The sequence below is a fragment of the Bacteroides sp. AM32-11AC genome (assembly GCF_003603515.1).
GTDB lineage: Bacteria > Bacteroidota > Bacteroidia > Bacteroidales > Bacteroidaceae > Bacteroides > Bacteroides uniformis.
On record NZ_QTNH01000010.1, the window covers coordinates 91,594 to 115,177 of the forward strand.

Below are 23,584 nucleotides of genomic sequence, written 5' to 3' on the forward strand. Positions count from 1 at the left end.
TTAGTTACCTTTACAAATAAGATACACGGTATTTATATACAGATGTATTAAAACATTTTGCAAATTATCAATGTTACTAATTATAAAAAGTAAAAATATGGAGGAATATTCAAGTAGGAAAAGTAGCATTGACCCGAAAATGAATGAAAGAGTAATAACAACTAAATTTTAAAGAGATGGAATGGGAAAATCAGTTGATACAAGAATTGCAATGGTCAAATAAAATCAGCAATAAGGCGAGTAAGGAATTGGTAGCCCAGGAGATTGCCGGACTGGCCAAAGACGGTGATGTCATAGGAGCAGGCTCCGGCTCTACCGTTTATCTCACTTTGTTTGCATTAGCTCAACGAGTTAAACAAGAATCTTTGCATATAGAAATCATTCCGGCATCTGCCGAAATTTCGATGACATGTATACAGCTTGGCCTGCCGCAAACTACTCTGTGGAATAAGCGTCCGGATTGGACATTCGACGGTGCAGACGAAGTGGATCCGCATAATAACCTCATCAAAGGACGTGGTGGAGCCATGTTTAAGGAGAAACTTCTCATTAAAAGCAGTGGTAAGACTTACATCATTGTCGATGAGAGCAAGCTTGTCAGCAAACTGGGGAGCAAATCCCCCATACCGGTGGAAGTGTTTCCACATGCTCTCTCCCATGTGGAAAACGAGATACGCTTATTGGGAGCTTCAAAAATCAGCCTACGTCTTGCAGAAGGAAAAGACGGTCCGGTATTTACCGAAAGCGGTAATTTCATTCTTGACATTCATCTCAGCAACATTGTTCCTGATTTGGAACAGAAACTGAAAGCCATTACCGGGGTTATCGAAAGCGGGCTGTTCATTGGTTATGACATTACAGTCCTAATGGCAAACCGCTGATGTACCAAAGTACAAATAAGGCAGTCCATGCCAATAGAATGACTAAAGAATATCTCCAAGTATACTTCAGTAGTGAACCATAAGTGGATTGCCTATCATATTGCTGCATATAGGTCAAGACAAGTGGCATGTAGAACATAAAAGGTGTTATGGCATTTGTTGCACTGTCACCTATACGGAACGCACATTGGGTCATATCCGGCGAAATGCCCATACTTGCCAATACCGGAACAAAAATGAAAGACATAAAAGCCCATTTAGCTGTGGCAGATACCATAAAGAGATTGACCAGCGCCGTAAAAAGAATGAAGAGAATCAATATCCATAAACTACTCAAAGAGGCGGAGGACAGCAGATTAGCGCCTAAAATGGCAATGCACTTGTCCAAGTGGGAATATTCAAAACAAGCAAACATCTGTGAGGCAAAGAAAGCTATCACAAAATAAACGCCCAGCAGTTTCATCGGCTGCGTAAGTCCTTCTATCACATCACCGTCCGTACGGTATCGGCCGGAGGCAAAACCATAGACCATCCCCATCAAACCTATTCCAAACGAAAGCAAAAACAGAATACCAACTATAAACGGAGAACGAATCAGCCCACCATTGACACTCCGCAATATCCCCCATGAAGAGAATGTAGCCCACAGAATAATGGCAATATACAGCAAGCCTGCAAATACAGCTCCCAACATAGCTCTCCGTTCCTTGCGTGACAATTGCTTGTAACCATTAAAATGAATATCCCCTGCGTACTTTCCCAAACGTGGCAACAAGCTCCTGCGGGTAATATGATAAATGATGAATGCAAGCAGGAACGTGGAAACAAAGAGAAAATAATAATTGCACAGCGGTCCAGTCTGCCCCGGAGCAATATTCATCCTATCAGCCGCTTCTTGCGTTACAGAGGCAATCATGGGGTCTAATGTACTCAAAAACACATTAGCGCTATAGCCACAAGAGACTGAAACATAAGCTGTAATTATACCTCCAATGGGGTGCAGACCGACAGACTGGAACAAAGTTGCAGCTATCGGCAACAGAATGATATATCCTGCATCTCCCACTATATTGGACAACAGTCCTAAGACAATGACCAGCAGAATAATGCGCCAAGGATCACGTGGACGTCGTACCCCCCTGCGAATACATGCATCGATGAAACCCGAATGCTGTGCCACCCCTATTCCGAACATAGCCACAATCACCAGCCCTAACGGAGCGAATCCCGTAAAATTGGTTATGACATGGCGCAGCAGCCAGCGTATGCCCTCCGGACTCAGCAGGCTCTGCACCCGTATTTCTTCTCCAGTCTGCGGTTGCAGCACGCTCAGACCATAGACATCGAATATCCATGAAAGGAGGATGACTGCCAGCGTCAGCAGGAAGAACATCGTAGCGGGATGTGGCATTCGGAGTTTACTCATCGTCGGCTTCCAGATTGTCTATATTCAAGATTCGAAGTTCCAATGCACGCACCACCAGACGAGTGGCATTCACCCCCACCCGTTCACTAGGCGGGAAAAGACGGCCGACCAAGTCATTCTGCCGTTTCTCCAGCGACTTGACTCCAAAAGGCATTCCCCTAAGATTGGCAATCATTTCTTTGGTATAGCCCAGTGCCAAATGACGGAGGAAACGCTCGTCATACTCATCAATATCATAGCTTATGATTGCTTCCTGACGTTTTGCATCATTCAGGACAGATTTCTTGAAGCGTTCCACTATCTTCTCCAGTATCGGATAGTTAAAGACCAGCTTCTTGCCGTCCATCACTGCCTGCACATCGGTTTTGGTCAGCAACTCTCCGGTTTTCAGGATAATGCCGTCGGCACCGGCTTCAAGTACGTCCACCCATAACTTCTCATTCAATATTTCTCCCGTGAATATCAGCACATGTACTCCCGGATAACGCTTGAAGATATTCCGGCAGATGTCCACCCCGATTGTGGTCGAACCTCCCAATCCCAAGTCCAGCAGAACAAGATCCGGTACGCCGGCTTCAATCAATGTCCAGAACTCCTGCTCAGTCATAGCAGTACCTATTACCTCCGCATTGGGAATTTCATGGCGGAAAATCTCTTCCGTCCCTTTCAGCTCCAACTTGACATCTTCAACGATGATTACTTTAAATTTTTTGTCTTCCATATTTCATTTTTTCGGTAGCGTAAAATATATTGTAAAACCTCCTTCCTTTCCCGGTTCGGCATTGATACGGCATCCCCGGCGTCCGGCAAACTCGTCATGGTCGCGGATAATCTGCTTGCACACCAGATATTCCGTACCATACAGTTCTCCTTTCTCACCGGCCGTCATGCGGGACAAGTCGGGATAGAACAATTGGTTCAATTCTTCACGGGTCTTTTCCCTGCGCATATCTGTAAACAGAAAACGTATAAATTCCCCATCTTCCCGGGCCGACAGACAGACAGCTCCATCCAGAGTTACGGAGCAAGCCTCGTCTATCAGGTTTTCAAGCAGGAAACGCAACTGGTTCCAGTCGCCGGTAATCCGTCCTTCCAACGGTTGTATCTTAAAATCAATATGCGCCTTGTTTCCCTTATACACTTTGCGGAAATATTTCCCGGCAGTAGCCATAAGTTCCGGCACAGATATTGTCGCACGCCTGAAAGTCACCTCTTCCAACTGGCGGGAAGCGCATGAACTGAGTGTCGTAAAGATACCTTTGTAATACTCTATCAATTCGCTGATGGCAACCACCGTTTCCCGCTCCTCCGCTTCTGTCTGTTTGCCGGACCGCAGTTTCCCTATCAGCTGCTTTATCTTGTTCGGATAATAAATCGTTTCATGCTTGATGGTCGAAAGACAATTATCCAGCACCATGTTCTGTACATGCAGCAAACTGTCTTCCCAGGAAGCTCGCCGGGCTTCATCTTGAGCCACTTCGATGTCCCGGTATTTCGTAGCCAACTTAACCACTGCATTGAAGATTACAATGGAGACATAACGGGCTATCAGTTCCAAAAGCAAATGGTCGGTCTCCTGCTCCGTACCTTCCCTGCGTTCCAGACACAGCACACCTATGCAACGACACATATTTCCCGCATCCACAACAAGCGGCAATGTTTGTATACCCTTTTCCGATATGTACTCTTGCTGCTCAAAGCAATTCTCCATATATTTCCTCCAGATAGGCAACTCGTCCACGGCGGTATCTTCCACTGGATTGGAAGTGTATTCCAGCTTATGTGTAGTCTCGTTGTATACAGCTATGCTTAACCGGTCGATACTCAAAAGTTCGTTCACTGCATCAAAAGCGGAACCTACAATCTGCCGCGGGATTTCCTTCAATGTATCCTCCTCACGCTGCAACATTTCCTCCGTATCCGAAACCGGCAACAAGGAGGCATTGAACACCTTTCCATTAATTTCCAGTACTTGCTCCAGATTCCAGCGGTTCACCAGACGCTTACGGAAATAGAGTATGTAATATCCCGACAGTAATACGAACAGCAAAACCACCGCCAGCAAAATGCCCACCATCTTGTTGTTGGTGGAACGCTCCAGCTGCCGGCAATATTCTTCCAAGGATTGGTCTTCTCCCAACAGTTTGTACAAGGTGGTGTAGGCAGCATTATTATAACTATAGTCATCCCATTGCTTCAATGCAAGAAATGAGACTGCCGCTTCATTCCTGATATCCAGAATTACATGGAAATCCGAATTGAACATCTGGTTCCACCAATCCAGTTCCGCAGGCGCCCCGTCTCCCGTCAGCGTCATATAGCGATGTATAGGATGGGCGTATTGCTTGTAATGTTCGTTCAGGCAATACATTGCCGAATCTATGTATTGTAAAGCCAGTTCGTATTCTCCGTCTACATTGCAGTAATAAGCTTCATTGGCATAATCGGAGGCTTCGTCCAGCAAAGCTTCGTATTCATTCTGTGCAAGCAGTGCCAAAGAATCCGGTAACACCTCTCCGGAAGCAGGCTGTTCCACAGCATGCCGGCAGGATGACATGCACAAAGACAACACGACGAGCAACACCGACACGGACTTACGGATACCGGCAGGCAGACGGAAATAAAAACGGCTGCCTTTTCCCAGCCCGCTCTCCACATTGAACAGACAGACCTTGAACAAATCATTCGTCTTGCGATATTTTTCAATGATGCCCTTACAGTTCATCAGTCCAAAGCCACTTCCTTTGTTCTTCCTCAATTCCTCCTTGTCGGGAGCGTCACTCATACCGATGGCTTTCGAGTCATATACTTTTTCTCCCACGATGCAGGCTACATCTTCCGGTGACAATCCACAACCATTATCCTCTACCGAGATTTCCACGTAATCCTCCTCCTGCCGTGCATATACTTTCACCATACCGCCCTGAGGGGTATATTTACGGGCATTCTCTGCCAGTGTATTTATCATAAACAATGTAAGGGCTTTGTCTGCCTTCACCCGGATATCCGTAGGCTGCACCTCCAACGACTGTCTCTTCATCTCGAATGTACGGCTTCCTTTCCTGAGCAGCTCGAAAAGTTCATTCAATTCGAACGTCTCTATGTTCAGGCTAAGGCTTCCTTGCTTCATCTTTATCCAAAGGGCAAGAATATCATTGTATTCGTTGATGGTAGTAACCAACTCGTCGATATACTGGTATTTCTCCTCCTTTATCCGTTCCTCTTTGATGAATCCTTTTTGAGTCAGTTTCTGCACTTCGTTGATGATACGGTCTATGTACGGATGAATCCCGTTTACAATAGCCATACATGCTTTCTTTATCAGATTTTGCCGTTTGTTCCCCGCGATGTGCTGCTCGTAAATGTAGCGTTGCTTTTCCAGTCTGCGGCGCTCATCCCCAAGGGAGATGGACGTCATGCCGTTGTCGATTGCCCATTGGATATAGGGGGTTATCACCCGTACCATCGCCTGCTCATCCTTGCTCATCCGACGCGGGAACACTAATTGCCCGTTGTCTATGCGGATGTCCTTCACTCCAAACAGCTTTTCCAATTCCGGGCAGACAGCCGTCCGGATAGAGTCGATGATTTCCTCCTCAGTCTGTGCATCTGCCGGAATGGATGCCGTTATCTTCTGACAGATATCCAGCATCAGCTGCAGACGGCGGAGATGCACTCTGTTCCGGTCTTTGGAACGCTTGTTGAAAAACCAGAAAAAGAGGGATACAAGCACGAAGCCCACAATGACCAGTGACAACACGACGTTGAGCTGCCCCGCCTCCTTTTCTAATGCCTGATAGCGGCTTTCCAGTTCTTTATCCTGGCGTGTATCTTCAAGGATATCCAGGTAAATATTGCGGTTATAGTCTGATTTTTCTTTCATTCCGAGTCCTGCATACGAAACGCTCAACTGTTCACGAATACGTGAAATCCACTCGGGCACGGTTTTCAGTTTCTGCTCCATCCATGCCTTCTCCGCACAAATCGTATCTCGACGGTCAAATGCTTTCAGCCAGTCCAAACTATCGTGGCAGTCATAGAAAAGGCGGTGATGGTCATTTACACATTCCAGAGCAAGTTTTAGCGTGTCAAGAGCTTCTGTATAGTGACTGTGGGCATTCAGGTATTTGCCGATAGATACATATGCACCTGCTATCTGATACAAATCCTTGTATTGGCTGAATTTTTGCAATGCCAACTGCCCCAGACGCATGGGAAGCAGCGAATCTACCGGTACTCCAAAACGTGTCAAGGCATGGGAGCGGCGGTCTTGAAAAAATGCGTAATTATCCGGTGAAGCCATCAAGTTGGCAAGTCCCTGCACTCCATTGCCCTCAAAGTAAAGATAGCCCTTGCGCGAAGCCAACTGCCATGCGGTATAGAGCTCATCAAATTCTCTCAGTCTTCGCTCATCCGGTGTCTCACCCTCGCATAAGGCAGCAGAACCTTTGATGTAGTGATAATACAACAGCTGATTGGTATCTGCCAGCAACTCTTGTTTTTTAGTAACTTCATTAATAGAGGCTACAGCTTCCGGACGCTGTTGCAAATAATAATAATACACAGCAGATACAATATAAAATTCCGAACGGGCATAATTCAAACGCATTTGCTCGTGTTGGTCCACAAACAGATTGTCATCCTCCGCTATTCTTTTCATACGGTGCAAGGCACTATTGCGATAATCGTAGAACTCCTTGTTCAACGCCGTCCGCTGATAAATCTTCATCAAACCGATGTCGGCAATAAGGAGTTCCAGTTCATTCTTGGTCAGATTATAGACATCCATATGAAACTTTTCGGCCTGCTCAAAATCCATGCGCATAAAAGCACAAAAGCCCAGATTATTGGATGCTTCCGCTTTTCCTTGTTTATAGAGGCTGACTTCACGGTAGGCCCTTGATGCCGCATGGCAGGATGAATCCAGGTTTTTATAACGAAAAGCATAAGCCACCTGGTTTAGAGAGTCGATAAGGCGTACTTCCTTCATGGGTGCCGTTCCCACACACGAAACCATTGTTGTACAAAGGCACAACAACCCCGCAAACCATATAAAAGAAAGTCGTTTCATAAAGCAAAGCTACGAATAAATCCGGGAAAGAAAAATAATTTTTATACAATAACTCTTGTTTTATGTAACGGGAAATTCCTACCTTTGCATGCAAATTAACAAATAGGTAACATCTATTACACAAATGAGCGAAAAAGCACCCTTTATGGTATTCTCCGGAACAAATTCGAGATACCTTGCAGAGAAAATCTGCGCTAGCCTTGATTGCCCTCTGGGAAAGATGAACATCACCCATTTTGCAGATGGTGAGTTTGCAGTCTCTTATGAGGAATCTATCCGTGGCTCGCATGTATTCCTGGTTCAATCAACCTTCCCTAATTCTGACAACTTGATGGAACTTCTGCTGATGGTTGATGCTGCTAAAAGAGCATCGGCAAAAAGCGTTGTAGCCGTTATCCCTTACTTCGGTTGGGCACGTCAGGACAGAAAAGACAAACCCCGTGTTTCCATCGGCGCTAAACTGGTGGCCGACCTGCTCTCTGTTGCAGGTATCGACCGTCTGATTACGATGGACCTTCATGCAGACCAGATTCAAGGTTTCTTCAATATTCCGGTGGATCATTTGTATGCATCAGCAGTATTCCTCCCCTATATTGAATCCTTGAAACTGGAAGACTTGGTAATCGCCACCCCGGATGTCGGCGGTTCAAAACGCGCCAGCACATTCTCCAAATACCTCGGTGTACCCTTGGTATTGTGCAACAAGACACGCGAAAAAGCAAACGTGGTTGCCACCATGCAAATCATCGGTGATGTAAAAGACAAGAATGTAGTATTGGTAGACGATATTGTAGATACAGCAGGAACCATTACCAAGGCTGCCAACATCATGCTGGAAGCAGGAGCCAAATCTGTCCGTGCCATTGCCAGCCACTGTGTAATGTCCGACCCGGCTTCTTTCCGTGTACAAGAATCCGCACTAACGGAAATGGTATTTACTGATAGTATCCCCTACTCTAAAAAATGTGACAAGGTTAAACAGTTGAGCATTGCCGATATGTTCGCCGAAACCATCAAGCGGGTGATGAACAATGAATCAATCAGTTCACAATACATTATCTAACCGCGGAGCGGTTAGAAATTAGAAATTAAAAATTAAAGGCTGCGCGGTTCTGAAGTGAACATTGCGCAGCCTTTAATTTTTAATTCTAATTCTCCAGCCTTCCCATCTTGTAGGTTCCTTTTCGTATCACCTTTCCGTTCTTGTCTGTTTCTACAAACGGACCGTGTTTCTTGCCTTGTTTGAAGAAGCCTTCATAACGGTTTCCGTTCTTGTCCTCCTGGATACCGCTACCTTCTTCCATACCGTTCACAAAACCGCCTTTATATTTGGTTCCATCGGTCTGAATCAGGGTACCTTGGCCGTTGAACTTATTGTCTTTCCATTCACCTTCGTAAGAGTCACCTACATTCCATTTGTAAGTACCGTATCCGTCACGTTGGTTATCTTTCCAATTACCTTCGTAAACGGCGCCGCTTGCCCACGTAAATGTGCCGTGGCCTTCCTGCTTTCCATCCTTGAAGCTGCCCACATACTTGTTGCCGCTGGCATGGTAATAAATGCCCTCTCCGGTACGTTCACCTTGAACATAAGAACCTTCGTAACGGTCGCCGGTATGGAAAAAGTAAATACCTTTGCCATGCTGCATGTCGTCCTTCCAGTCACCTACATATTTGTCGCCGTTGGCATATTCAAAAGTTCCTTTACCGTCCCGGACATCATTTTTCCACTCCCCGTCATATTTGGAACCGTCATTCCAGGTCAGTGTTCCTTTGCCGTCTTTCTTGTCATTCTTCCACGAGCCTACATACTTGGAACCGTTCTTCCAGGTATACGTTCCTTGGCCTTCGCGTTTATCATTCACCCAGTCGCCCTCATAAATATCACCATTGTAATAGTACATGGTTCCTTTACCGTGCTGGTAATCCTGAAACCACATGCCGTCATAACGGTTGTTATTCATAAAATAGTAGATACCCCTACCATGCTGCTGGTCTTGAAACCATTGCCCCTCATACTTTTCACCGTCGGGAAACATATATGTACCGTAGCCTTCACGCTTGCCCTTCACATACTCACCCTCGTAGACGTCGCCGTTCTTGAAAACGGTCTTCCCCTTTCCATTGGGCTTGCGCCCTTTTATTTCACCGGTATAGACGGCCCCGTTATCTTTGAACGTATAGGTACCTATCTTTATCTCCGAAGAGAATGTACTTTTCACTTTATCGAAAAAGCCGCTTTTTTTTTCCTGGGCAGTGGCTCCACCTTGGCATAAGAAAGCCAGAATGAGTGCAGTATATAGATATTTCATTAATTGATAATTGATAGTTGATAATTGACAAAGGTAGGATTTATCCGGTAAAATGATGCGATAACTCCCGCTTTTTATGACATTTTTTTGCCGCACACTATTTCTTTTAATTTCTCTTTGCATAAATGCCGCCCTGCAAGTTCACGGATTTCTTGTGGAGTAACCTCCTTGACAGCATCCAGTGCTTCGGCAAAGTAGGTATCCTGCAAGCCCGATACCTGCACAAAAATCCAGGCATCTGCCAGCGAGAATGCAGATTCATAACTACGGCACATGTCTCCCAACATATAGTTCTTCACCATGGAAAGCTCTCCATCGGAAGCCAGCTCGTTCTGAAGGCGGTCTATTTCATGATAAACCTCACCGATAAGAGGCTCCACAAATTCGTTGGCGGCTTCGGCACTGACCGCCAACACTCCCTGCCCCGGATAGGGCATGATGGCTGCGGAGATACCGTATGTGTATCCTTTATCTTCCCGGATATTGGACATCAGGCGACTGCCAAAATAACCCCCGAACAGTGTGACCAGTACGCGGGCCTTCAAGTAGTCCGGATGATTACGGTCCAGGGAAAGCATGCCCATACGGACGGCACTTTGCAGGGCGTCCGGACGTTCGATGAAGATACGTTTTCCGGAGGTGGTAACCGGATGGAATTCTGTCTTCTCCGGTTTACGGAAATCCGTACCGAAAGCCTCGCAGCCAAACAAGGACTCTATCCTGTGGATGCAATCACCGGTTACCTTACCCGAGAGATAGATGCTGCAATTATTGGAATGATAGTAACGGTCATAAAACTCGCGTAGCACCGCAGGAGTGATGCGCCGATAATCCTCTTCCTGCACCAGACGTCCACCGGGATGCTGCCCGCCGTACAGAGCCTTCACCAATCCGCGGTGCGCCAGAAAGTCCACCTTGGAAGAGTTGACAAGAAACTGCTGGATATTGTTGTCTACAATCACTCCCAGCTCTTTCTCGGGAAATACCGGCTCTTTGACGATAGACTCCAATATGTCAAGCGTTTGGGGAAGGTATTTATTCAGAGAATAAAGGGTGACATAGGCATACTCGGATGCACTGGACAATTCCAGCCAGGCTCCGTAATAGTCCAGCTTTTCCGCTATCCGGGCGGCATCGTAGCGTCGGGTGCCCTCGCGAAGCATGCGGTTCGTAAACAACGCCTGCAAGGGCTGTTTCTGTTGCCATCGGCCGCCTGCCATGAGGAGATCGATACGTGTCACTTCATTGTCACCGGCATTGAGCACGCTCAATGGCACGCCATTAGGCAACTTGATACGTTCCGGCCTTTGCACCACCAGTTGTTCCGGTTCAAGAATCCGGGGTTGGTCACTTCGGTTCAGCATGGGCTTTCTAGTTTACAGCCCATGGCTTTTAAGAAATTCTTCTGCCCGTTCCAAATCTTGAGGAGTATCTATGCCGATAGTTTCTACATCCGTGATACCTGCTTTGATAGTGTATCCGTTTTCCAACCAACGAAGCTGTTCCAATGATTCGGCAATCTCGAGGGATGACTGCGGAAGGGCGGTTATCTCTTTCAGTACCTCTACGCGATAGGCATAAAGGCCGATATGCTTATAATACGTATGGTTCTTCAGCCAGTCTTCCTTCGCCGCATTACGCTGGTAGGGAATGATGGAACGGCCAAAATAGAGGGCATTCCTGTTTTTGTTGAGCACAACCTTCGGAGAGTTCACATTTTCCAGTGCCTCGAAACCATTATCTACCGTAAAGGGTTTCACCAGAGTGGCTATCTGGGTGGCCGGATCGTCGAAACATGCTTTGACGGCTTGTAACTGCGAAGGCTGGATGAAAGGCTCATCCCCCTGGATATTCACCACGACATCAAACTGTCCTCCTATTTTTGTACAAGCTTCCTGACAGCGGTCGGTGCCGCTTTTATGTTCGGTGGAAGTCATTACCACCTTTCCTCCGAATGCTTTTACTGCGGCTTCAATACGCTCATCGTCCGTAGCCACGTATGCATCGTCCAAGATTCCTGCCACTTGCTCGTATACTCGCTGTATCACGGTTTTTCCACCTAACACCGCCAATGGTTTGGCTGGAAAACGCGTAGATGCGTAACGGGCAGGTATGATTCCTAAAAATTTCATTTTCAATCTTCGTTTTTTAAAATGAGAGTGTGTCCGAAAGTGTTCATATACTATCGACCCATCTCCTTATATTCTTTATTAATTATAACAGTTGTTTCAATCCTCGCAGGATATAATCACGTTTCAAATCTTTTGGCTTATAGACAGTCCCGTCACAAGACAACAAGTCTATATCCAGCCGTACAATTTCCTGCTCCTTCTCCTCGGGCTTCCTTCCGGCTTCCCGTTCGATGGCTTTCAGGCAGGCGGTGACTTCCTCTACCGGATTATCGGAAGCAAAGCATGCCACCTGATTGGAGAACAGATTCGGACGGTGAAAGAACAAAGGTACCGTCTCCTCCTCTTCCGAGAAACGTATTCCCGAAAAAAGTTCCGTCAAGCGTCTGCGAGCCAGTTCCATGTTCTCCCTCCGCTGTTCGTTGCTCCCAATACTAATCGTATAATCCATTTTTTTAAGGTGAAAGGGGAAAAGGTGAAAATTGAAAGTTTACCTTTCCACTTTCAATTTTCACCTTTCAACTAATTAAACAGTTCGTCGAGTCCCTCTATCGGTTCTTCTATATGGGTGTCTCCTTCCAGATTCACATCATCCTTGCACGGGTCATAGCCTTCGGGCAACTGGAATGTTTCATTTTCATCATATCCCAAAGATTTGTCACCGAGCACTTTCACCATGTATTTGGTCCAGATAGGCAATGCCATGGAAGCACCTTGTCCGTGAAGCATCGTATCGAAGTGGATGTCGCGGTCCTCACCGCCCACCCAGCAACCGGACACAAGCGAAGGCGTGAAGCCCATAAACCAGCCGTCGGCATTGTAGTTCGTCGTTCCGGTCTTGCCGCCCATGTCGGCTTTCACACCCAGACGGCGCACACGGCCTCCGGTACCTTCGTTGACAACGGCACGCAGCATGACCAGCATCTTGTAAGCGCTGGATACACTGATGACTTCCTGCATTTCGGGAGCAAAGGTTGCCAGCACGTTTCCATCATTGTCCTCGATGCGGGTCACGAACAGCGGAGCTACCCGGATACCCTTGTTGGGGAATGCGGTATAGGCACTTACCATCTCGCCGACGGAAATCTCGCACGGGCCCAGACAGAGTGAAACGGAAGGTACTATATCACGGTTGCGGACACCGAAAGTATGTATAAGACGTTTCAGATTATAGGGATTCAGCTTGCTCATGAGATAGGCCGTAATCCAGTTGTCCGAGTTTGCCAGCCCCCACTTCACAGTCACCATGTCACCAATCAGCTTTTTGTTGGCATTACGCGGCGTCCACGGTTTTCCGTTTTCATCAATCAGCGTGTATTCCACGTGGCGCACTTCGTCGCAGGGAGAAAAACCGTTCTCCATAGCCAATGTATAAAGGAAAGGCTTGATGGTAGAACCTACCTGGCGGCGTCCCACCATGGCCATATCGTACTGGAAGTAATGGTAGTTCGGTCCGCCTACGTATGCCTTGACATGTCCGCTGCGCGGGTCCATGGACATGAAACCGGCACGAAGGAAGAACTTGTAGTAACGGATGGAATCCATCGGGGTCATAATGGTGTCTTTCTCCCCTTCCCAACTGAATACGGACATCTCCTCCGGGGTATCGAAGGCTTTCTTTATTTCAGCTTCGGTGGCTCCGGCTTTCTTCATAATGCGGTAGCGGTCGGACAACCTCATGGCACGTCCCAGAATCTCGTCTACCTGCTCCTGGGTCAGACGGAAGGTGTAGGGAGCTTTCTTGGCCCCTTTCTTTTCCTTGAAGAAGTAACCTTGCAGTTCCTTCAGATGCTCTGTCACGGCATCCTCGGCATACTGCTGCATACGCGAGTCGAGCGTGGTATAGATTTTCAGCCCGTCGGTGTAGAGGTTGTATTTGGTACCGTCTTTCTTGGTGTTCTTTTCGCACCATCCAAAGAGCGGGTTGTTCTCCCAGTCGAGTGAATCCTCGTAGTATTTCTGCATCTGCCAACCGCGGTAGTTGGCCTTGTCGGGCTTCTTGGCGGTGAGCACGCCGCGCAGGTATTCGCGGAAATAAGTGGCCAACCCTTCCTTGTGGTCCACACGGTTGTACTTCAGTTTCAGAGGCAATGCCTGGAGGGAGTCGCGCTCGGCTTCCGTAATATATCCCGCTTTCCGCATCTGGTCGAGCACCACATTGCGCCGTCCGCGGGAACGTTCATTGTAGCGCACCGGATTATAGAGAGACGGATTCTTGCACATGCCCACCAACGTAGCCGCTTCCTCAATCTTCAAATCTTTCGGTTCGCAACCGAAGTAGGTAAAGGCAGCAGTCTTGATGCCTACCGCATTGTTCAGGAAATCGAACTTGTTGAGATACATGGTGAGGATTTCCTCTTTTGTATAGTAACGCTCCAGCTTTACGGCAATCACCCATTCGATGGGCTTCTGGAACAGACGTTCCATCACATTGTCGGCACTGGGAGAATAAAGCTGTTTGGAAAGCTGCTGGGTGATGGTACTGCCACCGCCGGCATTCTTCTGCATCAGGATACCGCGCTTCACTACGGCACGCGTCAGGGCGTAGGCGTCAATGCCCGAATGTTCGGCAAAACGTACATCTTCCGTAGCTATCAAGGCGTTGATGATATTGGGCGACAAATCATTGTATCCCACAAACACGCGGTTTTCCTTACTATAGGAATAAGTACCCAATACTTTTCCGTCCTCGGAAAAGACTTCTGTGGCAAATTTGTAATTCGGATTTTCCAGGTCTTCCACCGGAGGCATATAGCCTATCCAGCCCTTGGCTATGGAAAAGAATATAAAGACACACACCAGCGAAATCAGTGCGATGAAAATCCATAGGATTTTGACGACTTTCCTTATCATGTTTCAGTTGCTAAAATCAAAGTTCAATAATAGGGCAAAGGTACGGAAATATATTGGATGTGCCTATGCTTTTTATATCTTTTTCAGGATAAGATTTCCGGCATTCACAAAAAAAACGCCCGTTTATTTTAATGGAAACTGTCAGTGAAATGCAAAACGATTGCAAAATAATTAGAAAACTTGAAGAAAAAATCGGAAAGGAAAAACACATCGTAATGAGCTATAATACAGATTGAAACAATGAAAACTTGCCCTCGCGCGCGTAAGAGGAGATAAGATAAGAAGAGAAGAGAAAAAAACGACGTTGTCGTTAAAAAGAACGACGGCGACGGCGTAAAGAGATACCACACTTCACTGTCCGGAATGCCACACTTCGACAAGGCAAACGCCGCACTTGACTAAGGCAAATGCCACACTTGAACATTCGCGAAATGCGGCATTTACTTTGTCGAAGTGTGGCATTTCGGATGATGAAGTGTGGCATTCCGGACAACAAGCCACACGGTTAAAAAAACAGCCCATATTTCGCAAAAAACTTCCCCGCATATTTCCGTAGCCCGCATATTTTCCGTAACTTTACACTCTCGAAAAGTATAAATGAATTCAACGATATGGAAAACAGAAGTTTAGTCACCATTGCCGAGCATAGCCGGGAAAAAATCCTCTATATGCTCGAGATGGCGAAAGAGTTTGAAGCCCATCCCAATCGGCATATATTGGACGGGAAAGTAGTTGCCACCTTATTTTTCGAGCCTTCCACCCGTACACGCCTCAGTTTCGAGACTGCCGCCAACCGGCTTGGAGCACGTGTCATCGGGTTCAGCGACCCAAAGGCCACCAGCTCATCCAAGGGCGAGACGCTGAAAGACACCATCAAGATGGTGAGCAACTATGCCGACATCATCGTGATGCGCCACCACCTCGAAGGGGCCGCACGCTATGCCAGTGAAGTCACCACCGTGCCTATTGTGAATGCCGGAGACGGTGCCAACCAGCATCCCTCACAAACCATGCTCGACCTCTACTCCATCTACAAGACGCAAGGCACGCTGGAGAATCTGAATATCTTCCTGGTCGGCGACTTGAAGTATGGCCGTACCGTCCACTCCCTGCTGATGGCCATGCGCCACTTCAACCCCACTTTCCACTTCATCGCTCCCGACGAGTTGCGGATGCCCGAAGAATACAAAATTTACTGCCGCGAGCACAACATCAAGTACGTGGAACATACGGACTTTACGGAAGAAATCATTGCTGATGCCGACATCCTCTACATGACCCGTGTGCAGCGCGAGCGCTTCACCGACCTTATGGAGTACGAGCGGGTGAAGAATGTCTACATCCTGCGCAACAAGATGCTGGAACATACCCGTCCCAACCTGCGCATCCTGCATCCGTTGCCCCGTGTCAACGAAATAGCCTATGATGTGGACGACAATCCCAAGGCATACTATTTCCAGCAGGCACAAAACGGACTGTATGCCCGTGAAGCTATTCTGTGCGATGTACTGGGCATCACGCTGGATGAGGTGAAAAAGAGTAAAGGAGTAATTCAGTAGAATCGTCTAATAACAAATATTTCAAGATGTTAAGCGAAAAGAAACAAGAATTGCAGGTTGCTGCTCTGGAAAACGGCACTGTAATAGACCATATACCCTCCGAGAGACTGTTTACCGTAGTCTCCCTGCTCGGACTGGAACACATGAGCAACAATATCACTATCGGCTTCAACCTCAAGAGCAAGAAGCTGGGCACGAAAGGTATCATCAAGATTGCCGACAAGTTCTTCTGCGACGAAGAGATAAACCGTATCGCCGTGGTGGCTCCCAATGTAAAACTGAACATTATCCGCGACTACGAAGTGGTGGAGAAACGCGAAGTCCGCCTGCCCGAAGAGCTGCGCGGAATCGTGAAATGCGCCAACCCGAAGTGCATCACGAACAATGAGCCTATGCCTACGTTGTTTCATGTCGTGGATAAGGACAATTGCGTCATCAAATGCCACTACTGCGAAAAGGAGCAGACCAGAGAAGATATTGAGATTATATGAAAGAAGACTGGAAACCCGGAACAATGATTTATCCGCTGCCCGCCGTACTGGTGAGCTGCGGAAGCACTCCGGAGGAATATAACATTCTGACTATCGCATGGACGGGGACGATTTGTACGAACCCGCCCATGTGCTACATCTCCGTACGCCCCGAACGCCACTCCTACGACATCATCAAGCGGAATATGGAATTCGTCATCAACCTCACCACGAAAGATATGGCACGGGCCACGGACTGGTGTGGCGTACGCTCCGGAAAGGACTACAACAAATTCGAGGAAATGCATCTGACACCGGGGAAAAGCACCGTAGTCAGCGCGCCTCTCATCGAGGAATCACCGCTTTGCATAGAATGCCGGGTAAAGGAGATTATGGCTCTCGGTTCGCACGACATGTTTATAGCGGATGTGGTAAATGTACGTGCCGATACCCGTAATCTGAACCCTGAAACCGGCAAACTGGAACTGGCGGAAACGAATCCCTTGGTCTATGTGCACGGTGGATATTATGAGCTGGGAGAAAAGATAGGCAAATTCGGATGGTCAGTAGAGAAAAAGAAGTAATAATGCGATAAAGGTTTTAAGAGATGGAGTTGCGACGAATCTTGATGGGCTTATATCTGTTGGCCTTCCCCGCCATGATGTGGGGACAGACTCCGGTTGTGCCCGGTACTGCCGACGAAGAGCATTCCGGACACCGCAAGGAAACTCCGGTCAATTTCGGTTTCAAAGGCGGTTTCACCTCTTCCTTGTTCCTTGTATCCCAGTTCAGCGTCAACGGAGTGCCCATCGACGAAGTGCAGAACAATTACAAGATAGGATATTTCGGCTCCCTTTTCATGCGGATAAACTTCGATCGCCACTTCCTGCAACCGGAAATATCCTACAACATCAACCGGTGCAACATCACCTTCGAGAAACCTCTGCCCGAAGACGCCGCATCAGGAGCCCGGCTGGAGGAAGCCTCCATTACATCGTCCATCCACAGTATAGACATCCCCGTCATCTACGGATACAACTTCATCAAGGAGGGGCCGTACAGCCTTGCCGTCTTTGGAGGACCCAAAGTGCGCTATATATGGGACAGGAAAAGTGACATCGACTTCGAGAATTTCGACCAGGTGAATATCCGTGAAAGGCTGCGTCCGCTCAATCTCAGTTTCACCGTCGGCGTATCCGTCACCATCTCACGCGTCTTTTTCGACTTCCGTTACGACATGGGGCTGCATAACATCTCCAAAAGCGTGACATACGATATTCCGGCCGACAACAACGCTGCAGACGAAAACACGAAAAACGAAATCCGTTTTCACCGCAGGGACAATGTGCTGAGTTTTTCTTTCGGAGTGTTCTTTTGACAGTAAATTTCTTCCTTTTCTTTCAATTTATTCATTTATTTCCCGTAAATTTGTGCGCTTAAATAAGAGAACACAGATTTATCAAACTTATCTAATAAGCAGAATGAAAAGAGATGATTTAATTTTCGAACTTATCGAAAAAGAACACCAACGTCAGCTCAAAGGCATTGAACTGATTGCATCAGAGAACTTTGTAAGTGACCAGGTTATGCAGGCAATGGGCTCCTGCCTCACCAACAAGTATGCTGAAGGATACCCCGGCAAGCGTTACTATGGTGGTTGTGAGGTAGTGGACCAGAGTGAGCAGATTGCCATCGACCGCTTGAAACAGATCTTCGGCGCAGAATGGGCCAACGTACAGCCGCACTCCGGTGCACAAGCCAATGCAGCCGTATTCCTCGCCGTGCTCAATCCGGGCGACAAATTCATGGGACTGAACCTTGCACACGGCGGTCACCTCTCCCATGGTTCACTGGTCAACACTTCCGGTATTATCTATACTCCCTGCGAATACAATCTGAACCAGGAAACCGGACGTGTGGACTATGACCAGATGGAAGAAGTTGCCCTGCGCGAGAAACCCAAAATGATTATCGGCGGCGGTTCTGCTTATTCCCGCGAATGGGACTACAAGCGCATGCGCGAAATCGCGGACAAGATAGGTGCCATCCTAATGATTGACATGGCTCATCCTGCCGGACTGATTGCAGCCGGTGAACTGGATAACCCCGTGAAATATGCCCACATCGTGACCTCCACTACCCACAAGACTCTGCGTGGTCCTCGCGGTGGCGTTATCATGATGGGTAAGGACTTCCCCAATCCCTGGGGCAAGAAAACTCCGAAGGGAGAAATCAAGATGATGTCCCAGTTGCTGGATTCAGCCGTATTCCCCGGTATCCAAGGTGGTCCGCTGGAACATGTCATCGCAGCCAAAGCCGTTGCCTTCGGCGAAATCCTGCAACCGGAATGGAAAGAATATGCCAAGCAGGTGAAGAAAAACGCCGCTGTCCTGGCACAAGCCTTGATAGACCGTGGCTTCACCATCGTTTCCGGCGGTACGGACAACCACTCCATGCTGGTAGACCTGCGCAGCAAATATCCCGATTTGACCGGTAAGGTTGCCGAGAAGGCGTTGGTATCTGCCGACATCACCGTAAACAAGAACATGGTTCCGTTTGACAGCCGCTCGGCTTTCCAGACTTCCGGTATCCGTCTGGGTACTCCTGCCATCACAACCCGTGGTGCCAAGGAAGACCTGATGCTCGAAATTGCCGAGATGATTGAAACCGTTCTGTCCAACGTAGACAACGAACAAGTCATCGCAGAGGTACGTGCACGCGTCAATGCGAAGATGAAAGAATACCCGCTGTTTGCTTATTAATAAGCAAACAGAATTAAAAATTAAGAATTAAAAATTAAAGGCTGCGCAGTTCAAAGCGAACATTGCGCAGCCTTTAATTTTTAATTCTAAACGCGCTCCGCGCGTTTAGCTCAGCCCTTCTATATTTCCGTCCACAATATCAATGTGTTCGGCTTGTGGTTTCTTGGGTAATCCCGGCATACGGAGAATTTCACCGGCGATGGCTACAATCATTTCCGCACCGTTATTGACCACAATATCCTTGATGTGGAACTCAAAGTTGTTGACTGCACCGTATATCTTCGGGTCGGCAGAGAAGGAGTACTGCGTCTTGGCAATACAGACGGGGTAATGGCTGATACCCATCTGCTCTATCAGTTTGATAACCTTGCGGGAGTGGAGACTGTAAGTCACTACGCTTGCCCCGTAGAGGTTGCAGGCTACCTTTTCTATTTTACGTTCCACGCAATCGCTCTCTTCGTAGGTGAAGGTCAGCGGTTCGGATGGTTTGTTCTCGATAGTATCTACTACCAGATTGGCAAGGTCAACGGCTCCCTCTCCTCCTTTGGCAAAGGCGTTGTTCACGGCAAAACCTACCTCAAGCTTTTCTTCGCAATGGCGGCGGATAGCTTCCACCTCCTCGTCCGTATCACTGGCAAAACGGTTGAATGCCACGATGACCTGCTGGCCGAATGAACGCAAATTGCGTACATGCTTGTCCAGATTGCCGAAGCCCTCTTTCAGTCCTTCCATATTGGGTTCCTTGATGCGGTCCAGACTGACACCGCCATGCATCTTCAGTCCTTGTGCGGTAGCAACGATTATCGTCAGCTTGGGCTGTAGGCCGCTCTTGCGGCACTTGATGTTGTAGAACTTCTCCGCACCCAGGTCAGCCCCGAAACCGGCTTCCGTCACTACATAATCGCCGAATGTCATGGCCATTTTTGTGGCAAGAATGGAGTTGCAACCATGGGCAATATTTGCGAACGGTCCTCCATGAACAAAAGCAGCAGAGCCTTCGGTAGTCTGTACCAAGTTGGGGTTGATAGCATCTTTCAACAGTACGGTAATGGCACCGGCTACTCCTAACTCCTTCACTGTGAAAGGAGTACCATCGAAACGGAATCCCAGAATAATATTTTCGATACGGCGACGGAGGTCGTCGAGGTCCGTTGCCAGACAGAGAATAGCCATAATTTCGGAAGCCGGGGTAATATCGAAGCCCGACTCCTCGGTAATGCCGTTGGTGCTCGGTCCCAATCCGGTGACAATGCTCCGCAAGGAACGGTCATTCACATCAAGTACGCGCCGCCAGATGATTTCTTTCAGTCCGAAGCCGTCTGCCTGATGCTGGTACAAGTAATTGTCGAGCAAAGCGGAAATCATGTTGTGTGCGGAGGTAATGGCGTGAAAGTCGCCCGTAAAGTGCAGGTTTATCTTCTCCATGGGAAGCACCTGGGCATATCCTCCGCCGGCAGCACCGCCTTTCATGCCGAAGCAAGGACCCAGCGAGGGTTCGCGTAAAGCCACAATCGCTTTCTTGCCAATCTTGTTCAGCCCCAATGCCAGCCCGATGGACACGGTTGTTTTACCGATACCCGCTTTCGTAGCCGTGATAGCCGTCACCAGTATCAGATTGCTCTTCTTCACTTTCTCTTCATCAATCAGATGCGTAGGAATCTTGGCTATGTAACGGCCATAGTTCTCTACTTCGTCACGCGGGATATCCACACTTTCAGCCACCTGCTTTATCTTCTTCAGCTCTATGCTGCGGGCTATTTCAATGTCCGATTTCATACAGAGTCTTTTCTTTAAATAACAACTTTAATGTTTTGAAAGTTGCAAAAGTACGAAAGATGTGGCAAAGTACAAAAGAATACCGTATTTTCACCTGACCACCTGCATCTTCTATCTATTTGAACCGCGACGTATCCACTGCCTCCCGTTGCTTCTCCTTATATCCACCGAATTTATAGGTGAACGATACGCCGAATTCGCGGAAGCATGAGTAATGATTCGTCACATTCTGCGTCTTGAAACGGATGCGGGGAGAAATCTGTCCCGTCTCAAAAATATCGTTGCAATAGAGGTTGAGAATGGCTTTGTTCTTGGCGAAGCCGTAGCGCAGGGCAATATTCACATTGCCCGACGTAGGCAGGTCGTAGATGCCCTGAATGGCTTTACTATGCACAAATCCGGTCACCGTCAGCTTCAAGTCGGGTTTGGTGGAGAGAGTAAAAGTATTGTTCATCTGGGCAATGCCATAGCATTGCTTTCTATCGAAAGGAATATCCCAGAAATCACCATCCTTTTCGCGATGCCACAAGCCGATGAGGGTAAGACGAGAATTCAACCAATTCTTCACCTTAAACGGTATAGAGGCTTGTATACCTGCTTGTTGCTGATAATCAAAATTGAGTGTCTTGTAGATTTCAACCAGACGTTCGGAAGATTGGTAGAGCGTCTGTACGGAGTAGTCCTTGGTATGGTTGAACCAAGCGCTGAAGATGTATTTGCTCTTCAAAATATAGGTCATTTTAAGCTCATACTCTTGCGCCGGTTTCAGCAACGGATTACCATGCAGCTCAGAGTATCCGCCACCGATGTAAGAGACGGCATCCTGCACCGCCCAGTAGTCGGGATAGTCCTTGTCGCTGCTCAGAGAGAGCTGAAGGATATGTCCCGGTGCCGGCATATAGTTCAAGTTGACGATGGGATACCAGTCCCACTGGTTCCAGACGGGAGTCTTGTAATGCTCCACAGCCAGGGAAGCGTCCAAAGCAAGTTTGTCGCCGAAACTCTTGCTGAAACCTGCATAGATATTCCAGGTCTGCTCGCGGCGGCGGGACTTCATATTGCTCAAGGCATCCGATGAGGTCAGTTGTCCACCGGTTTCGGGGTCATAATAATATTGGTAGCTGTTGTCGATGCTGGTAGTATAGATGGCTCCGTAATTCAAATCCCAACCTTTTCCCAGACTGTGCTCCTGGGCCAGAAAGAATTTCCATCGGTTGATGCGTTGGCAATCTTCGGTGTAGAAGTCAAGTTCCTCGTCCTGCATGCGGCTATGCAGCAACTGGTCGGACGGGGAACGGTAGTAGGTCAGTTCGGCACCGGCTTTGAGGCCGAAAGGGGTACGATAGTCCAGACGGCCGTTGTGCAGCCAGTCGGTGCTATTGCCATGAGTTGTGGACACCTGCGTGCCCGTCACGCCCGTCCAGTTGTGGGAGGTGGAATAGCCACCGTTATAGACGAAACTCAGCTGATGGTCCTTGGCGATGTTATAGTCCGCCCCTACCCTGAAATTATGGGTATGGCTGCGGCCACGGCCCACCTCATATGTTGTCATGGGGTGAACCGAGCCGTCTGCCAGGGTGTGCACAGCCTCTTTGTCGGTAGTAGAGTAGCCCCGGCCATGGCTGTGCGAGTAAAGAAAATCTGCTGAGAATTTATTTTTGCTGAAGAGCAGGCTGGCGCGTTCCTCAAAGCCTTCGTTATGCTTCTGGCGATACTTGGCATAGAGTTCGCCTTGCCAGGAGCCGGGGCCGCCTGCCGATTGTTTCAGGGTGATATTGATCAGTGCGCCACGCACCTGGTAGCGTGCAGGGGCGTTGTACATCACTTCCGCCTTCTCTATGCGGCTGGCAGGGATGCTGCGCAGCAAGGAATAGAGCTGCTCTGTGCTGAGGGTGGTTACTTTGCCGTCCAGGATAACGGTGACTCCCTGGCCTGCCAACTGCAGCCCGCCATTCATCTCGATGACGCCGGGAAGCTCTTTCACGGCATCGTAGGCATTGTCTACGGGGAGGTTCCGGATAAGGCGGGGCAGGTCGTACACCAGCTTGCCTTGCGCTGCCTTTACGATGGGGCGTTCACCGGTAATCATCACTTCCGGCAAGGTCTGATAAAGGCTGTCCAGACGGGCATCGGTCGTAATAAGGCTGTCGGCGCTGAGGATGCGGTTGTCGTCCGCACCGGAGGTGGTTGCAGTGCCGTTGTTCTCTTGTGCCGAAAGGCTGATGCTCAAAGCACAGCATACAATAGGGAGTAAATAGAATCGTTTCATGTTCTTCTTTTTATTTATGTTTATATTCTTCTTCTGCAAATCTTCGTCTGCAAAGTACGGCAGAATCAGCAGAAAC

At 48.1% G+C, this 23,584-nt stretch carries 17 protein-coding genes; 7 read left to right on the forward strand and 10 right to left on the reverse strand.

Going from position 1 to position 23,584, the window contains the following annotated elements:
- Nucleotides 1-176: 176 nt before the first annotated feature.
- The gene (gene rpiA, locus DW800_RS12205; protein ID WP_117703317.1) at nucleotides 177-881 is read left to right on the forward strand and encodes a ribose 5-phosphate isomerase A; all 705 of its coding nucleotides are present in this window, start codon (nucleotides 177-179) and stop codon (nucleotides 879-881) included.
- Here rpiA and DW800_RS12210 read toward each other — a convergent pair.
- From DW800_RS12210 to DW800_RS12220, 3 genes are read right to left on the reverse strand one after another with little or no spacing between them, the layout of a single operon-like run.
- Nucleotides 856-2,307: an AbgT family transporter gene (locus tag DW800_RS12210; RefSeq protein ID WP_119958108.1), complete on the reverse strand. Its 1,452-nt coding sequence runs from the start codon at nucleotides 2,305-2,307 to the stop codon at nucleotides 856-858. The genes rpiA and DW800_RS12210 overlap by 26 nt on opposite strands.
- Nucleotides 2,300-3,028, reverse strand: a complete 729-nt coding sequence (locus tag DW800_RS12215; RefSeq protein ID WP_005829066.1) for a DUF5932 domain-containing protein — start codon at nucleotides 3,026-3,028, stop codon at nucleotides 2,300-2,302. Before DW800_RS12215 ends, DW800_RS12210 begins: the two co-directional genes overlap by 8 nt.
- 3 nt (nucleotides 3,029-3,031) lie before the next feature.
- A complete protein-coding gene (locus DW800_RS12220; RefSeq protein ID WP_119958109.1) occupies nucleotides 3,032-7,378 on the reverse strand; it encodes a DUF5113 domain-containing protein in 4,347 nt (1,448 codons plus the stop codon).
- Between the two features lie 124 nt (nucleotides 7,379-7,502).
- On the opposite strand from DW800_RS12220, the gene DW800_RS12225 reads away from it, so the two are divergent.
- A complete protein-coding gene (locus DW800_RS12225; protein ID WP_005829068.1) occupies nucleotides 7,503-8,441 on the forward strand; it encodes a ribose-phosphate pyrophosphokinase in 939 nt (312 codons plus the stop codon).
- An 85-nt stretch (nucleotides 8,442-8,526) separates the two neighbouring features.
- Here the strand turns inward: DW800_RS12225 and DW800_RS12230 are convergent, their stop codons facing one another.
- From DW800_RS12230 to DW800_RS12250, 5 genes are all read right to left on the reverse strand, one after another.
- Nucleotides 8,527-9,690, reverse strand: coding sequence for a phosphatidylinositol-4-phosphate 5-kinase (locus tag DW800_RS12230; RefSeq protein ID WP_005829069.1), 1,164 nt, complete (start codon nucleotides 9,688-9,690; stop codon nucleotides 8,527-8,529).
- 74 nt (nucleotides 9,691-9,764) lie between these two features.
- Nucleotides 9,765-11,054 (reverse strand): M16 family metallopeptidase, encoded by a 1,290-nt coding sequence (locus DW800_RS12235; RefSeq protein ID WP_009038484.1) that lies wholly within the window; start codon nucleotides 11,052-11,054, stop codon nucleotides 9,765-9,767.
- A 12-nt stretch (nucleotides 11,055-11,066) separates the two neighbouring features.
- Complete coding sequence (gene kdsB / locus DW800_RS12240; protein WP_117748778.1) at nucleotides 11,067-11,822, reverse strand: 3-deoxy-manno-octulosonate cytidylyltransferase; 756 nt, start codon at nucleotides 11,820-11,822, stop codon at nucleotides 11,067-11,069.
- Nucleotides 11,823-11,904: 82 nt separating this feature from the next.
- Nucleotides 11,905-12,270, reverse strand: a complete 366-nt coding sequence (locus DW800_RS12245; protein ID WP_005829072.1) for a 2-amino-4-hydroxy-6-hydroxymethyldihydropteridine diphosphokinase — start codon at nucleotides 12,268-12,270, stop codon at nucleotides 11,905-11,907.
- A gap of 71 nt (nucleotides 12,271-12,341) precedes the next feature.
- Entirely contained in the window at nucleotides 12,342-14,672 is a 2,331-nt protein-coding gene (locus DW800_RS12250) for a transglycosylase domain-containing protein (protein ID WP_005829073.1), read from the reverse strand.
- Nucleotides 14,673-15,283: 611 nt separating this feature from the next.
- On the opposite strand from DW800_RS12250, the gene pyrB reads away from it, so the two are divergent.
- The 5 genes from pyrB (at nucleotide 15,284) to glyA (ending at nucleotide 19,463) form a co-directional block, all read left to right on the forward strand.
- Nucleotides 15,284-16,231 (forward strand): aspartate carbamoyltransferase, encoded by a 948-nt coding sequence (gene pyrB, locus DW800_RS12255; RefSeq protein WP_005829081.1) that lies wholly within the window; start codon nucleotides 15,284-15,286, stop codon nucleotides 16,229-16,231.
- Between the two features lie 26 nt (nucleotides 16,232-16,257).
- The gene (gene pyrI / locus DW800_RS12260) at nucleotides 16,258-16,722 is read left to right on the forward strand and encodes an aspartate carbamoyltransferase regulatory subunit (RefSeq protein ID WP_005829083.1); all 465 of its coding nucleotides are present in this window, start codon (nucleotides 16,258-16,260) and stop codon (nucleotides 16,720-16,722) included.
- On the forward strand, nucleotides 16,719-17,285 hold the full coding sequence (locus tag DW800_RS12265) for a flavin reductase family protein (protein ID WP_005829084.1): 567 nt from the start codon (nucleotides 16,719-16,721) through the stop codon (nucleotides 17,283-17,285). The genes pyrI and DW800_RS12265 overlap by 4 nt, the downstream gene beginning before the upstream one ends.
- A gap of 23 nt (nucleotides 17,286-17,308) precedes the next feature.
- Nucleotides 17,309-18,079, forward strand: a complete 771-nt coding sequence (locus DW800_RS12270; protein WP_008663573.1) for a porin family protein — start codon at nucleotides 17,309-17,311, stop codon at nucleotides 18,077-18,079.
- Nucleotides 18,080-18,182: 103 nt separating this feature from the next.
- On the forward strand, nucleotides 18,183-19,463 hold the full coding sequence (gene glyA, locus DW800_RS12275; RefSeq protein ID WP_005829088.1) for a serine hydroxymethyltransferase: 1,281 nt from the start codon (nucleotides 18,183-18,185) through the stop codon (nucleotides 19,461-19,463).
- Nucleotides 19,464-19,568: 105 nt separating this feature from the next.
- On the opposite strand, the gene DW800_RS12280 is transcribed toward glyA, so the two are convergent.
- Together DW800_RS12280 and DW800_RS12285 are read right to left on the reverse strand one after the other, a co-directional pair.
- Nucleotides 19,569-21,239: a formate--tetrahydrofolate ligase gene (locus DW800_RS12280; RefSeq protein ID WP_005829089.1), complete on the reverse strand. Its 1,671-nt coding sequence runs from the start codon at nucleotides 21,237-21,239 to the stop codon at nucleotides 19,569-19,571.
- 115 nt (nucleotides 21,240-21,354) lie between these two features.
- Nucleotides 21,355-23,508, reverse strand: a complete 2,154-nt coding sequence (locus DW800_RS12285; RefSeq protein WP_057281297.1) for an outer membrane beta-barrel family protein — start codon at nucleotides 23,506-23,508, stop codon at nucleotides 21,355-21,357.
- Nucleotides 23,509-23,584 lie beyond the last annotated feature (76 nt).